This is a genomic window from Bacillus aerius (assembly GCF_029894105.1).
GTDB lineage: Bacteria > Bacillota > Bacilli > Bacillales > Bacillaceae > Bacillus > Bacillus altitudinis.
Genome location: NZ_JARYHO010000001.1, coordinates 351,719 through 365,811, shown reverse-complemented (window position 1 = coordinate 365,811; position 14,093 = coordinate 351,719). Strand labels below are relative to the sequence as shown.

10 protein-coding genes are annotated in these 14,093 nt (G+C 42.6%); 4 read left to right on the top strand and 6 right to left on the bottom strand.

The annotated features are described in order from the left end of the window. Positions 1-1,326 (bottom strand): LLM class flavin-dependent oxidoreductase, encoded by a 1,326-nt coding sequence (locus tag M2353_RS01700; protein WP_041091099.1) that lies wholly within the window; start codon positions 1,324-1,326, stop codon positions 1-3. Between the two features lie 198 nt (positions 1,327-1,524). Next, entirely contained in the window at positions 1,525-3,309 is a 1,785-nt protein-coding gene (locus tag M2353_RS01695; RefSeq protein WP_053215843.1) for a right-handed parallel beta-helix repeat-containing protein, read from the bottom strand. A gap of 263 nt (positions 3,310-3,572) precedes the next feature. Between M2353_RS01695 and M2353_RS01690 the strand changes: the two genes are divergently transcribed. Continuing rightward, a complete protein-coding gene (locus M2353_RS01690; RefSeq protein ID WP_017358530.1) occupies positions 3,573-5,066 on the top strand; it encodes a peptide MFS transporter in 1,494 nt (497 codons plus the stop codon). A gap of 44 nt (positions 5,067-5,110) precedes the next feature. Here M2353_RS01690 and M2353_RS01685 read toward each other — a convergent pair whose 3' ends face one another. Next, the gene (locus M2353_RS01685) at positions 5,111-6,544 is read right to left on the bottom strand and encodes an amino acid permease (RefSeq protein WP_425332863.1); all 1,434 of its coding nucleotides are present in this window, start codon (positions 6,542-6,544) and stop codon (positions 5,111-5,113) included. Positions 6,545-6,868: 324 nt separating this feature from the next. Between M2353_RS01685 and tcyA the strand changes: the two genes are divergently transcribed. Genes tcyA through M2353_RS01670 form a run of 3 tightly spaced genes read left to right on the top strand, consistent with a single transcriptional unit; the run spans position 6,869 to position 9,119 of the window. After that, positions 6,869-7,684, top strand: a complete 816-nt coding sequence (gene tcyA / locus M2353_RS01680) for a cystine ABC transporter substrate-binding lipoprotein TcyA (RefSeq protein ID WP_007498178.1) — start codon at positions 6,869-6,871, stop codon at positions 7,682-7,684. Then, positions 7,671-8,363 (top strand): amino acid ABC transporter permease, encoded by a 693-nt coding sequence (locus tag M2353_RS01675; RefSeq protein WP_008347286.1) that lies wholly within the window; start codon positions 7,671-7,673, stop codon positions 8,361-8,363. The genes tcyA and M2353_RS01675 overlap by 14 nt, the downstream gene beginning before the upstream one ends. 12 nt (positions 8,364-8,375) lie before the next feature. Beyond that, complete coding sequence (locus tag M2353_RS01670; protein WP_007498183.1) at positions 8,376-9,119, top strand: amino acid ABC transporter ATP-binding protein; 744 nt, start codon at positions 8,376-8,378, stop codon at positions 9,117-9,119. A 40-nt stretch (positions 9,120-9,159) separates the two neighbouring features. Here M2353_RS01670 and M2353_RS01665 read toward each other — a convergent pair whose 3' ends face one another. From M2353_RS01665 to M2353_RS01655, 3 genes are all read right to left on the bottom strand, one after another. After that, positions 9,160-9,444: an AbrB/MazE/SpoVT family DNA-binding domain-containing protein gene (locus M2353_RS01665; RefSeq protein WP_053215845.1), complete on the bottom strand. Its 285-nt coding sequence runs from the start codon at positions 9,442-9,444 to the stop codon at positions 9,160-9,162. A gap of 109 nt (positions 9,445-9,553) precedes the next feature. Further along, positions 9,554-10,114: a class D sortase gene (locus M2353_RS01660; RefSeq protein WP_039166256.1), complete on the bottom strand. Its 561-nt coding sequence runs from the start codon at positions 10,112-10,114 to the stop codon at positions 9,554-9,556. Positions 10,115-10,120: 6 nt separating this feature from the next. Then, positions 10,121-13,726, bottom strand: coding sequence for an isopeptide-forming domain-containing fimbrial protein (locus tag M2353_RS01655; RefSeq protein ID WP_284724817.1), 3,606 nt, complete (start codon positions 13,724-13,726; stop codon positions 10,121-10,123). Positions 13,727-14,093 lie beyond the last annotated feature (367 nt).

The following is a 14,093-nucleotide window of genomic DNA, read 5'->3' as shown; positions in this document are numbered from 1 at the left end:
TTATGTCGTGTAGCGATTTTTTGGCTGTTTTAATCCGAGATTTTCTCGTAAAGTTTGTCCTGTGTATTCTGTTTTGAACAGGCCTCTTTCCTGAAGGATCGGAACGACGCGGTCTACGAAGGCATCAAGTCCTTCTGGCAATAATGGCGGCATCACGTTAAAACCGTCAGCTGCTTCCTCAACGAGCCATGTCTCCATCACATCTGCTAGCTGCTCTGGTGTTCCAATGAAGATATGGTGCCCACGGGACCCTGCAACAGATTGGTAGAGCTGGCGAATGGTCAGGTTGTCCTTTCTCGCCATATTCATCACAAGGTCAAAGCGGCTTTTCACGGCATTTGACGCGCTTGGATCAATCTCTGGAAGCGGTCCGTCTAGTGGATACTGCGAAAGATCAATACCCCCTAAGTAGTTTTGTAAAATGCTAAGGCCGATTTCTGGAACAATCAGCTCTTGTAATTCTTCATACTTCGCTTTTGCCTCTTCTACTGTATCGGCAATGATTGGGAAGATGCCCGGCATGATGCTGACATCCTCTCTAGCTCGTCCAGCAGCCTCTACTTTTCCCTTCAAGCTTTGGTAAAATTCCTTCGCTTTGTCGAGATCGTTTTGTGCCGTAAAAATAAGCTCAGCCGTTTTAGCCGCAAGCTTTTGACCATCTTCAGAAGACCCTGCTTGAATGATCACTGGCTGTCCTTGAGGGGTGCGTGATACATTAAGCGGACCCCGTACGGAGAAGAATTCACCTTTGTGCTGCAGCTCATGAAGCTTACTAGGCTCAAAGAATTCTCCTGTTTCTTGGTTTCTGATAAGTGCGTCCTCTTCCCAAGAATCCCACAAACCTTTGACGACATCGACGAATTCTTCAGCTCGTTCGTATCGTTTGTGGTGTGCTAAATGCTCTTCTCCGCTAAAATTTTTCGCTGTTTCTTCAATAGAAGATGTGACCACATTCCATGCTGCTCGTCCGCCTGATAAATGATCGAGTGAGGCAAACTGTCTTGCAATATGGAATGGCTCACTGTATGTAGTTGATGCTGTTGCTGCTAAACCAATTGTTGAGGTAGACTCTGCAATCGAAGAAAGCAGGGTGAGCGGTTCAAATCTCGTTAATACATTTGGATGAGATGTATGATTAATTGATAAGCTGTCGGCTAAAAAGAGCAAATCCAGCTTCCCTTCCTCGGCCTTTTTCGCTAATTGTTTAAAGTAATCAAGATTCATGGCTGCGTCTGGTACTGCTTTCGGATGTCTCCAAGAGGCGACATGATGTCCAGTTCCCGCGATGAATACGCCTAGCTTGAGCTTCCGTTTCGGCTGTGACACTTGTTCTTCATCCTTTCTATATCTTCCTTGTATCAAGTTATTATTTTACAAGATACATTTTTCTGATTGAATTAATCGGTTTTATCCATAAAAAAAGGGCAAATGTTGCGAAAAATGAAAAATAATTATTACTATATGCCCTTTTTACATGATTGTCAACCGCCTTCTAAACCTCCAAAAAAAGGGATTTACAGGCGGTTACGGTGGATCAATTTCAATATTTCCGATGAGCCGGTCCGTGGAGTGCGTCATCAATTGACTGCGCTCTAGTACGTTATGGGCAATCACCGAATGAGTGGAAGATGTGGTGCGGACGGCAATCGCTTTTTGAGGAGAGAGATTAATGATGTTATTCCGCAGCACACGTGCTGAGACAACCTCATCAAGAAAAACGGCTGTCGGCTGTCCGATCGAACGATTTAAATAAAAGCGGTTATCTCCAATTTGAGGTGAGCCATTTTTAATGTACATCACCACATATAAGGACGTTTCTTCAAAGGAATTGTCTTTAATCTCTAAAGGAGCGGTCGTATTGCTGTAGACGGCATAGTTTTGATAGTGCTTAAAACGATTCTGCCATATGAAAGCCTTTGCATTTCCTGTCACGCTGATTGTATACGAAGATGCGAGCTGTGAATGTCCTTCTTGAATAAAGTGATTGCCGTTGATCCCCGCTTCTCCCTCCTGCACCCATATCCCTCGGCTGAATTCCTTGAATTGATTATGCTGAATTAAGATATTCGTTCCTCTGACCATCGCCGCATCGATGACAGAGTAGACGGTATTGTTTGAAAAAACAATGCTGTCTGATTGATAAATACGCAGCGATGTACTTCTAAGCCGTGTGTTTGTCCCTGACTCAATATGGTTCCCTTCTATTAAAATACGATTGGCCATATAGACAGACACAGCCGCATCTTCAAAAAGACTGATTTTATTACCTGTGATGTGCACGCTGTCTCCCCTCACATCAATACCCTTTTCAAATCCTTCAATCATATTGCCAATAATGATCACATTGTTTTCCGATTGATCAAGCGGCACACCTAAGCTCGTAATCCCTGCTTTTGTCACGCCCCCTCCCACTGCACGAATCAAATTATTCGCAATGATCATTTCAGTGGCGAAGCCATAGGAGATACTGCTGTCCGTTTGATTGCCTTCAATGATCACACCATAGCCGTTGAAATTATAGATAGAGCTGGCTGCGCCGCCTCTGACTATGTTGTTTCGAATTTGAATATTCAGCGGTTCCTCCAAGTTGGTCGCATTTTCTCCGTATCCTTCAATATCAATGCCCATTTTTGGCTCGACCCCGTTTACCCCTGCCCTTTCAAGCAAACAGTCTTCCACAATGACACCATCACAGCCTGTAATAGAAATATTGTTTCGCCTTGAGTCAGTGATGGTGCAGCCAGAAATATGAATTGACGAAGCAGGCGAGTACGATTCGATATGGGTCAATAAACCGTGCGGACTGACAATGATGCCGTCTCCCGTACAATTGTTGATTTGAACACGATCGATATTCACATGGGAAGCACCTTCAATACACACCCCGAAGCCCCATTCATGTGTTTTTCTTTCTGGCGGGAGTGCCTTGTACACATGCTCATCACGGTCGCCTTCGATCCGCCCGCCCCGAATGGTCACATGCTCTACCTCTCCTATATAAAAGGCTGCATATCCCCACGAATCATTTGGTTTCACTTTGATAACGGCATCTGATGCCATCTCAATACAAATATGACTTGGCACTCGTATGCCGGCATGACGAAAAGGAAAAAATTGATCCCCCCTGTACACCGCATCTATTAGATACGTTCCACTCGGCAGCCAGACGTGGGAGTAGCCCTGTGCTTTTGTCCATTCCAGGCATTCGTTCAGTTTCGCTGTACAGTCCGTTTTCCCGTCAGCAATCACGCCAAAGTCTAATACATTGACAATGGGTTTCTTCAGATCAGATTCATTTACATCCCCCAATGAAAACTCCTCCTTTTTACACATGTCCTCTTGTCATCCTATGCATGTGGGAAAGGTTTGCTTGTACGATATTTCAAATTTTATATAAATTCTTCCGGAATAACTTTCCGATGATTTTCACTTGAGCGAATTTTTCATCTTTTTGAGTCTTTACGCCTATTGAACTAACATTTTCCTGTTTTAGAATAGTTTTATATTGACACAAGAACTATACAAGAATATCATTTTTCTCATATCTCTTTTTTTAAGAAAGGATCTATGCCATGTCTACAATTGACCACGATAAAATTGTTAAAAGTGTTCCTCAAAAAGGGTTTTTTGGACATCCTAAAGGACTTTACACACTGTTTTTTACTGAATTTTGGGAGCGTTTTTCTTATTATGGCATGCGTGCACTACTTATTTATTATATGTACACAGAGGTGACAAAAGGCGGTCTTGGCTTCGACCAGACAACCGCTAATTCGATCATGTCTGTCTATGGTGCGCTTGTCTATATGTCAGGCATTATTGGCGGATGGCTTGCCGACCGGGTATTTGGTTCATCCAGTACAGTCTTTTATGGCGGGGTATTCATTATGCTTGGTCATGTCATTTTGGCACTACCTAGCGGTGCAACAGCGCTCTTTATTAGTATGGGGCTGATTATTATTGGGACAGGTCTCCTAAAGCCGAACGTCTCAAACATAGTCGGTGACCTATATACAAAAACAGACCCTCGAAGGGATTCTGGATTCAGTATTTTCTATATGGGGATCAACATGGGTGGTTTTATCGCCCCATTAATTGTCGGAACACTCGGTCAAAAAGTGAATTTCCACCTTGGTTTCTCACTCGCTGCCGTTGGTATGCTTGTTGGACTTATTACGTTTGTCATCACGAAAAAGCCGAATCTTGGACTTGCCGGCACTTATGTCACAAATCCACTATCAGCTACTGAACGCAAGAACTTCAAAATTTTCGGTACATTGATCGTGATTGTACTTGCTGTTTTTGCTGTCATCGGTATTCAAACAGGAGCGCTCACGATTAATCTATTCACTTGGTTTGTCAGTGTCCTTGGTGTGCTGATTCCAATTGTTTATTTTATTGTGATGTATTTTAGTAAAAAAACGAGTGCAGTGGAGCAGTCGAGGGTACTCGCTTATATTCCATTGTTCCTAGCTGCGGTGATGTTCTGGGCCATTCAAGAACAAGGCTCAAATATTTTAGCCACATATGCAGATCAGCGAACAAACTTGAATTTCCTTGGCATGACATTAGCCTCTTCTTGGTTCCAATCATTGAACCCAATCTTTATTGTGCTCCTGTCACCAGTATTTGCTTGGTTATGGGTCAGACTCGGTAAGAAACAGCCGTCTACCCCGATTAAATTCTCACTTGGCCTTCTGTTCGCAGGATTATCCTTTATCATCATGATCATTCCTGCCTACATGTCTGGACCACATACACTTGTAAGCCCACTATGGCTCGTTCTAAGCTTCTTCCTTGTCGTCATCGGAGAGCTTTGCTTATCACCAGTTGGGCTGTCAGCGACAACAAAACTGGCACCTGCTGCCTTCTCAGCGCAAACGATGAGCCTTTGGTTCCTTTCCAATGCAATGGCACAGGCGATCAATGCGCAAGTGGTCAAGCTGTTTGATAAAGTGCCAGAAACCGTCTATTTCGGGATCATCGGCATGCTCGCCATCATTTTATGTGGTGTCATGCTCCTGCTTACACCGGTGATTAAGAAAGCGATGAAAGGCGTGCATTAAATTGAAAAAGAAGCCTCCCGAATGGGAAGGCTTCTTTTTTTGAATTAAAACCGAATTTCATCATCTCCGTGGATTTGCAACTGGAGCGGTTCACTTTTCACCTGATGTTTTTTCACATAGCGGTGATAGACAACATATCCAATGATCATGAGCGGTACGCCGACATACAGCCCAATCCGCTGCTCCGCATCAAAGGCAAGACTGATTAGCACAATCGAGTTAAGCGTGATCGCAATGATCGGCAGTGCCGGATAAAGAGGGGTTTTAAATTTTAGGTTTTCCAGCTTTCCGCCTGCTTTCAAATATCTTCTGCGGAAAAGCAGCTGTGATAATGTAATCGTAATCCAGCCGGTTTGGGCACTCATGCCCGCAATTGACACGATCCAAGCAAAAACGGTTTTCTCTGCAAAGAATCCTGATAATAACGAAATACCTGTAAACAGGAAAGTGAGCAGTAAGGCATTCATCGGGATGCCCCGCTGATTGACTCGTCTAAACGCCTTCCCTGCCATTCCTTCCTTCGACAAAGAGTACAGCATTCTCGTGGAGGCATATAGGCCAGAGTTCGCCACAGATAATAAAGCAATGATAATGACAAAGTTCATGATATCTGCCGCATAAGGAATGCCCGTTCTCTCAAACACAGTGACAAATGGGCTTTGCAGCACACTCGCTTCTTTCCAAGGCACCATACCCGCTAAGACAAAAATAGATAAAACGAAAAAGACAAGGGTGCGCCAAACCGTCTGATGAATCGAGCGAGGTACGGTTTTCTCCGGATTTTCACTTTCTCCTGCCGCAATCCCGATCAGCTCCGTCCCTTGAAACGAAAAATTCACCGTAATCATCGTGACGACAACGGCCAGCAAGCCATTCGGAAACAGACCGTCACTCACAAAATGATTAAAGTAAGGAGCTGGTTCCCCGCTCGTCGTTTGAATAAAACCAAACATCGCCGCTCCGCCTACACCAATAAATAGTAAGATGGCAACAATCTTAATGGTTGAAAAGAAAAACTCCGACTCCCCGAACGCTTTCGCTGACCTGGCATTTAATAAGAACAAACACAGCCCAAATATGAGACACCAAATCCACACATCCACTTGTGGAAGCCAGCGTCTCATCAGCTGCCCTGCTGATAAAAATTCCAGCGCCACGGTGGCTGCCCAGCCAAGCCAATAAATCCAGCCAACAGCAAATCCTGCTGCAGGACTCACAAATTTCGTCGCATACGTATGAAACGACCCCGACACAGGAAGCGCGACTGACAGCTCTCCAAGACACAGCATGGTTAAATACATAATCAATCCGCCCACTATATAGGAAAGAACAGCTCCAACTGGCCCTGCTTGTCCAATCGTATAGCCTGTTCCAAGGAAAAAGCCTGTCCCAATGACACCGCCAAGAGAAATCATAAATAAATGGCGGGAGGTCATCGCCCTTTTCAATTGTTCGGGCTGATTTTGTCCAACATCCACAATGATGCCCTCCTTCTTCTAAGATGTTCTGTTATCAAAACATGTCTCCATGTGATTATTCCATTTTCAAAACAACCTACTAATTATACATCTTTTATAATAAATATGCTTCCTTCTATCGTCACTGTTACAAAGTCTTTATTTTAGTAATGTTCGCACAACTAAGAGCAAATAGACATTGTAGAGAATGGAGGTTTGAAAGAATTGGGTTCAAGGCATAAAGTTGGTGAGATTCGCTCAAGCTAGTTTCAAATGCTTTACTTTTAGGTTGCTTCTCTGTAAGATCATATGTTGTAAATACCAACAAGAAAAGTGGGGAATAAAATGAAAAAAATGTTCTTTGCCATTATTTTAGGCGCTTGTGTTGCATTGATCACAGCATGTGGATCAGCTGCAAACGACAGCGCAAATAAACAATCTGGGTCTAAGGAATCAGGTGACCTTTGGAAGTCCATTCAGGATAAAGGCGTATTAACCATCGGTACAGAAGGTACATATGCTCCTTTCACCTTCCATGACAAAAAGACAGATAAATTAACTGGCTATGATGTCGAGGTCATCACAGAAGTCGCAAAACGTCTTGACTTAAAACCAGAATTCAAAGAAACACAATGGGACAGCATGTTTGCTGGTCTGAATTCTAAACGTTTTGATGTGGTAGCGAACCAAGTTGGTAAAACTGGACGTGAAAATCAATATGATTTCTCTGATAAATACACAACATCTCAAGCCATTGTTGTGACAAAATCAGATAACAATGACATCAAGAAACTTTCTGATGTGAAAGGCAAAAAAGCAGCACAATCATTAACAAGTAACTACAACAAATTAGCTACAGATGCTGGCGCTAAAATTGAAGGGGTTGAAGGTCTTGCACAATCCATTCAATTGATTCAGCAAGGACGTGCTGATTTGACGTTCAATGACAAATTGGCTGTCTTGAATTACTTGAAAACAAGCGGTAACAAAAACCTAAAAGTTGCATTTGAAACAGGAGATCCACAAGAAACGTATTTTGCCTTCAGAAAAGGCAGCGGCGAAGTCGTTGACAAAGTGAATGGCGCACTAAAAGAAATGAAGAAAGATGGTACACTCGCTAAGATTTCTAAGAAATGGTTTGGTGAAGATGTTACAAAATAATATCCTCGGAGTCGTCATTCCGTGGGATCTTCTTCAGCAATCTTTTTGGCCAATGGTGATGCAGGGAATTTATTATACAATTCCCCTCGCCATCATTGCTTTTATCATTGGTCTTTTTATCGCGCTTGTGACAGCTCTTGCTAGAATGTCTAAAATCAAAGCGCTCAGATGGATTTTTTCTATCTATGTGTCGGCTGTTCGCGGAACGCCGCTTTTTGTGCAATTGTTTATTATTTTCTATTTCTTTCCGACATTTAATATCACACTTGATCCATATCCAAGTGCTATCATCGCTTTTTCTTTAAACGTAGGTGCGTATGCTTCGGAAATTATTCGTGCATCCGTCCTATCTGTTCCAAAAGGACAATGGGAAGCGGGGTATTCGATTGGGATGACCCATCGCAAAACGCTCGTCCGCGTGATTTTACCGCAGGCAGTGCGTGTATCGATTCCGCCGCTGTCTAATTCATTCATTAGTTTGGTGAAAGATACATCGCTTGCCTCCCAAATCCTCGTGGCAGAGATGTTCCGTAAATCACAGGAAATTGCTGCGGCGAACTTGGATCAAATTTTATTTATTTATATGGAAGCAGCCCTGATCTATTGGGTATTCTGCTTCATTCTATCGCTCGTTCAACACCAAATTGAAAAACGACTTGATCGATATGTCGCAAGGTAAGGAGGGAACGACATGCTAACAGTCAAAGGCTTAAACAAATCCTTTGGTGAAAATGAGATTTTAAAGTCGATTGATTTTACGATCAACAAAGGGCAGGTTGTGGCGATTCTTGGTCCATCAGGTTCAGGAAAAACAACGATGCTTCGCTGTTTAAATGCACTTGAAATTCCAAATGCCGGCTCCTTTACCTTCGATGATTTCTCGATTGATTTTTCTAAAAAAAATAAACAAGCTGATTTGCTCAAGCTTCGCCGGAAGTCAGGCATGGTGTTTCAAGATTATCATCTGTTCCCACATCGCACTGTTCTTGAGAATGTGATGGAAGGTCCAGTCCAAGTCCAGCGCCGTCCGAAAGAAGCGGTGCGAAAAGAAGCGATTCAGCTCCTGCAAAAGGTAGGACTTGAGGATAAAAAAGATTTGTATCCCTTCCAGCTGTCAGGCGGTCAAAAGCAGCGTGTCGGCATTGCCCGTGCACTTGCCATTCAGCCAGAGCTTATGCTTTTTGATGAACCAACCTCTGCGCTTGATCCTGAGCTTGTCGGAGAAGTCTTAAAGGTCATGAAAGATTTAGCGAAAGAAGGCTGGACGATGGCGGTTGTCACACATGAAATCAAGTTTGCCCAAGAAGTGGCGGACGAAGTGATTTTTATTGATGGCGGCGTCATCGTCGAACAAGGTCCTCCTGAAGAAATCTTCAAACGACCAAAGGAAGAACGAACAAAACAATTCTTAAATCGGATTTTGAATCCAGTATGATGAAAAAAGGCTGTTCTCATCATGTGAGAACAGCCTTTTTTTATATCTCTTTTTGCAGCCGCAGCGCTAGTAAATCTTGCAGGAGCAGTCTCGCTCCCTCTGGGCTGACAACTACACCGCCTGACAGCGCCTTATTGGAACAGGTGACTTGCCCTGTAACGATACAAGGTTTATCCCGCCAATAAGGCTTTATCACAATGTGACTTTCTTCTTGATAGATTTCTACAAAATCTTGCGATCGAATTTTCAATCGTTTTCGAACATCTGTCGGGAGAACAACTCTCCCGAATTTATCTATAAACCTTACATAGTCTTCATTTAACAAAATGACCCCCTCCTGCATCTATAGATACTATATGAACGATCACCTCCTTATCAGGCGATCTGCTCGATCGGCGTGAAAGTGAAGGAGGAGCCGCAGGCTGGATCAGTGACTACACACGCTTCCCATATATAATATATCTGTTTGGCGCAGGACCAATGAAAGAAAAAGGATAACATGTGGTGAGGACAAGTTCTTCCTTTTCCTGTTGTAGTGTAATAATACTTTGATCATCTTTTTTCACAATCTTTGTTTTCTCAATTTCATAGGTGAATCGTCCGTATGAAAGCTCTATGACAAGTTGATCCCCTTTCACAAGTTCTCCTGTTCGTCTAAACACAGTATCACGATGCCCAGATAAAACGATTTGTCCCTGTTCGTTAGGAAAATAGCTCTCGTGATAATGACCCACTCCCTTTGCCAAATCCTCCGCCGCTGTTCCTTCTACAATTGGTAACTCAGCGTTTAACTTTGGAATGTGCAAGAGCCCAATGGTTTCACCAGCCTCCGGCACAAAAGAGGAATCCATTTTCCCCTTTTGCTGGATGGCTGCTTGCGCAGACTGGAATGATTGATCTACTTGTCTTTGTCCATCAACGATTTTCATATATCCTACAATCACAAGACAAATACCTGCTGTAATCAATAGAGCTGAGATGATTTTTTGAAACATGGACGATTATCCGTTTCTTTTTCTTCTTTTCCATACAATAAGGGATGCACCTATTAGTACAAGTGCAAATCCTGCTAGTAAAAGGTTGTACATCTCTGTTGCAGTGTTCGGAAGATGATGACCAGGTGTATCCGGTTCTGAATGAGAAGGCTGCTCTGGATTTGCTGGCACCTCTGGCACATGCGGCAGTACTACCGTTGTTGAGTTTTCAGGTTTGTCTGGTTCGTCCACATTATCACCCTTCACAACTGCGATATTTTGAATGGTTTTACCTTCAGATCCTTTTGCGACCTTCGCTTCAAAAGTCACCGTATGCCAGTCCGTGTCTTTGATATCACCAAATTGTCCGGTGACTGTGCCTTTTGTGTAGTCTCCGTTGTCGTCATCTTTTGCATCTGTGACAGCTTGTCCATCTACTTTTAATGATCCTTCGACGTATTCAAGACCTTTTGGCAGTTGATCTGTGATGACTAGATCTTTGATGATACTGTCTTCTACACTATTTTTTGTTTTGATGGTGTAAAGAAGGGTGTCGCCTACTTGTACTTCTTTTTCATTTGTATTGCCTTCTGCTTTTTGAGAGATCTCAGATGTTTTTTCTGATTCAAGCTTTGGATCTCTTGGATCAATGTTTGTTTCGGTTGTCGGCTCATCTGGCGGCGTGTTTTCGCCTGTTACTTTTGCTGTATTTTGAATGGTTTTACCTGCTTGTCCTTTGGCTACTTTCGCCTCAAACGTCACTGTATGCCAGTCCGTGTCTTTGATATCGCCAAATTGACCGGTCACTGTGCCTTTTGTGTAGTCTCCGTTGTCGTCATCTTTAGCATCTGTGACGGCTTGGTCATCTACTTTTAATGACCCTTCGACATATTCAAGACCTTCTGGCAGTTGATCTGAAATCACGAGATTTTCGACGATGCTGTCCTCTTCAAGGTTCTTTGTTTTGATCGTATACAGAAGGGTATCGCCTACCTGTGGTGTTTTTTCATCTGTGTTCCCTTCTGCTTTTTTCTGAATGCTCGCTGTCTTTTCTGATGCTAGTTTTGGTTCACGAGGATAAATTTCTGTTTTCGTTGTTGGATCATCTGGCGGTGTGTTTTCACCTGTTACTTCGGCAGTGTTTTGAATGTCTTGACCAGCCTGTCCCTTTTCAACTGTCACTTCAAACGTCACGGTATGCCAGTCTGTGTCCTTCACATTACCAAAATAACCGGTGACCTTTCCATCTGTGTAGTCTCCGCTATCGTCGTCTTTCACATCTGTGACAGATTCTCCATCAATTTCAAGAGACCCAGCGACATACGTCAGCCCTTTTGGTAATTGATCTGAGATCACTAGATTTTCCACAAGGCTGTCTTCTATCGTGTTCTTTGTTTTAATTGTATAAAGCAGGGTATCTCCTACTTCTGGATGCTTCTCATCTTTATTACCTTCTGCTTTTTTCTGTAAAACAGCTGTTTTTTCTGAATCGAGCTTAGGATCACGAGGATAGATTTCTGTTTTTGTTGTCGGATCGTCTGGTGGTGTGTTTTCACCTGTGACACTCGCTGTATTTTGAATGTCTTTGCCAGATTGTCCTTTTTCAACCGTCACTTCAAATGTCACAGTATGCCAATCTGTATCTTGAATGTCACCAAATTGTCCTGATATGGTACCATCTGTGAAGTCTCCGTTATCGTCATCCTTTGCGTCAGTGACTGCCTCTCCATCCACTTCAAGTGAATCCGGCACATACGCTAATCCTTCCGGCAGTTCGTCTGAGATCACTAAATTTTCAACGAGACTGTCTTCTATCGTATTCTTTGTTTTAATCGTATAAAGAAGTGTATCACCGACCTCTGGATGCTTCTCATCTGTATTGCCATCTGCTTTTTTCTGCAAGACCGCTGATTTTTCTGATTCCAGCTTTGGGTCACGAGGATAGATCTCTACATTCGTTGTCGGCTCGTCTGGCGGTGTGTTGCCGGTTGTGACATTCGCTGTATTTTGAATATCTTTGCCTGCCTGGCCTTTTCCAACTGTGACTTCAAACGTCACGGTATGCCATTTCGTATCTTTCACTTCACCGAACGTTCCAGTGACAGTTCCGTCTGTCATATCACCGTTGTCGTCATCTTTTACATCTGTGACTGGATTTCCATCTACCTGAAGTGAATTTGGTACATAAGATAATCCTTGAGGTAACTTGTCAGAAATCACAAGGTCTTCTATTACACTATCTTCAACAGCGTTACGGGCTTGAATGGTATACAGCAATGTGTCCCCTACTTCTGGGTGCTTCTCATCTGTATTCCCATCTGCTTTTTTCTGTAAGGCCGCTGATTTTTCTGATTCCAGCTTCGGATCACGAGGATAAATTTCTATGTTTGTTGTTGGATTGTCTGGCGGTGTGTTTTCCCCTTTGACATTCGCTGTATTTTGAATATCTTTACCCGCTTGCCCTTTTGCTACTTTTGCTTCAAATGTCACGGTGTGCCAATCGGTGTCTTTCACATCACCTATTTGACCTGTCACAGTGCCGTTTGTATAGTCACCTTTGTCTTGGTCTTTGGCATCTGTCATGCTTGCGCCATCCACCTTAAGAGAGCCTGAAACATAGGTTAAGCTGCTCGGAAGGTTATCTGATATAGTCAGATTTTTGACAATACCATATTGTACGGTGTTTCTTGCTTTAATTGTATAAAGCAGCGTGTCGCCTACCTCTGGATGTTTCTCATCTGTGTTACCCTCTGCTTTTTTCTGTAAGACAACAGATTTTTCTGATTCAAGCTCTGGAGGATATGGGTCAAATTCTGGCTTTACCCGCGAAGCTAAATCGTAAGATAATGAATCACCAGCCGTGCCCATATAAGTCGTACTTAATGTTTTTGCATCAAGTGTATAAAGAGTAGAATGGCCAATAGATGCATTTAATCCTGACTGCAACAGCATTTGCCCATTTGGCAAAAAGCTGATTCCCCGAACGCCTCCATCAATGCTTTTACCATCCGCATTTTTAATTGGAATAACACGAATGACTTCAGCCGTATCTGGATTCATTTGGGCAATGGCTCCACTCCCATTTGATGCGAACCAAAGATAGCCGTCTTTATCAACAACAAGGTCCCCACCAACGCCAGACCCGATGTCATATCCGACAATTTTTTTAGACGATTTTTGACCCGTAGCTAAATCGTATGTTCCAAGGAAGTATTCTCCATTCGAAGCGTAAGAATGTATATATTTGCCATTATGGACAACAGCATTAGACGCACCTCCAGCTAAAACGCCTACACGCTCAGCTTGTCCTGTCGTCGCATTTATTTTATAAAGAACAGGCTCTCCACTTGCTGTCGTCGTTGCATACACAACGTTTTCTTGATCATTGACAGCAACACCATTCACTGAAGTCGAATTCATTCCTTTCACTTGAACACTAGCCTTTACCCTAGTTGGGTTATTCCCATCAAGCTGATAAAGAATTAATGGGCTACTGCCAATCATATAGGAATCTGTGTTGTTCACTTCCACCGTTCCTGCGGCCTTAGTGATAGATGGAGAGACCGTTAATAGATTTCCAACGATCAGCACCAATATAAGAAATAATTGACTCGTTCTTTTTAATAAATTCATTCTTTGACCTCCCTTTTTTCTTGCTTCATTTAACAAAGGTATGTACCAGTTCACCTCCCACACTTTGGTAAAGAATATCAGTAACATTTCAGAACCCTCAACATGACTAAAAGACTATTTTCGACAAAAATAGCCCTTTTGTCATATACAGCTTTCGACATCTGATCCATCTATGTTTTTTCCAATAAAACAAGTTTTTTTATCGTGTATTAAATATTTTATCTATCAATAAAAACAGGCCTAACGGCGCAATTTACATACAATCTATTCTAATTTATCTTGAATATTCTTTAATTGGATAAAGGTTGTTTTTTTGTCATTTTATATTGAATTTTTTTCTTGTTTTCATAAAAATTGTTAATTATTG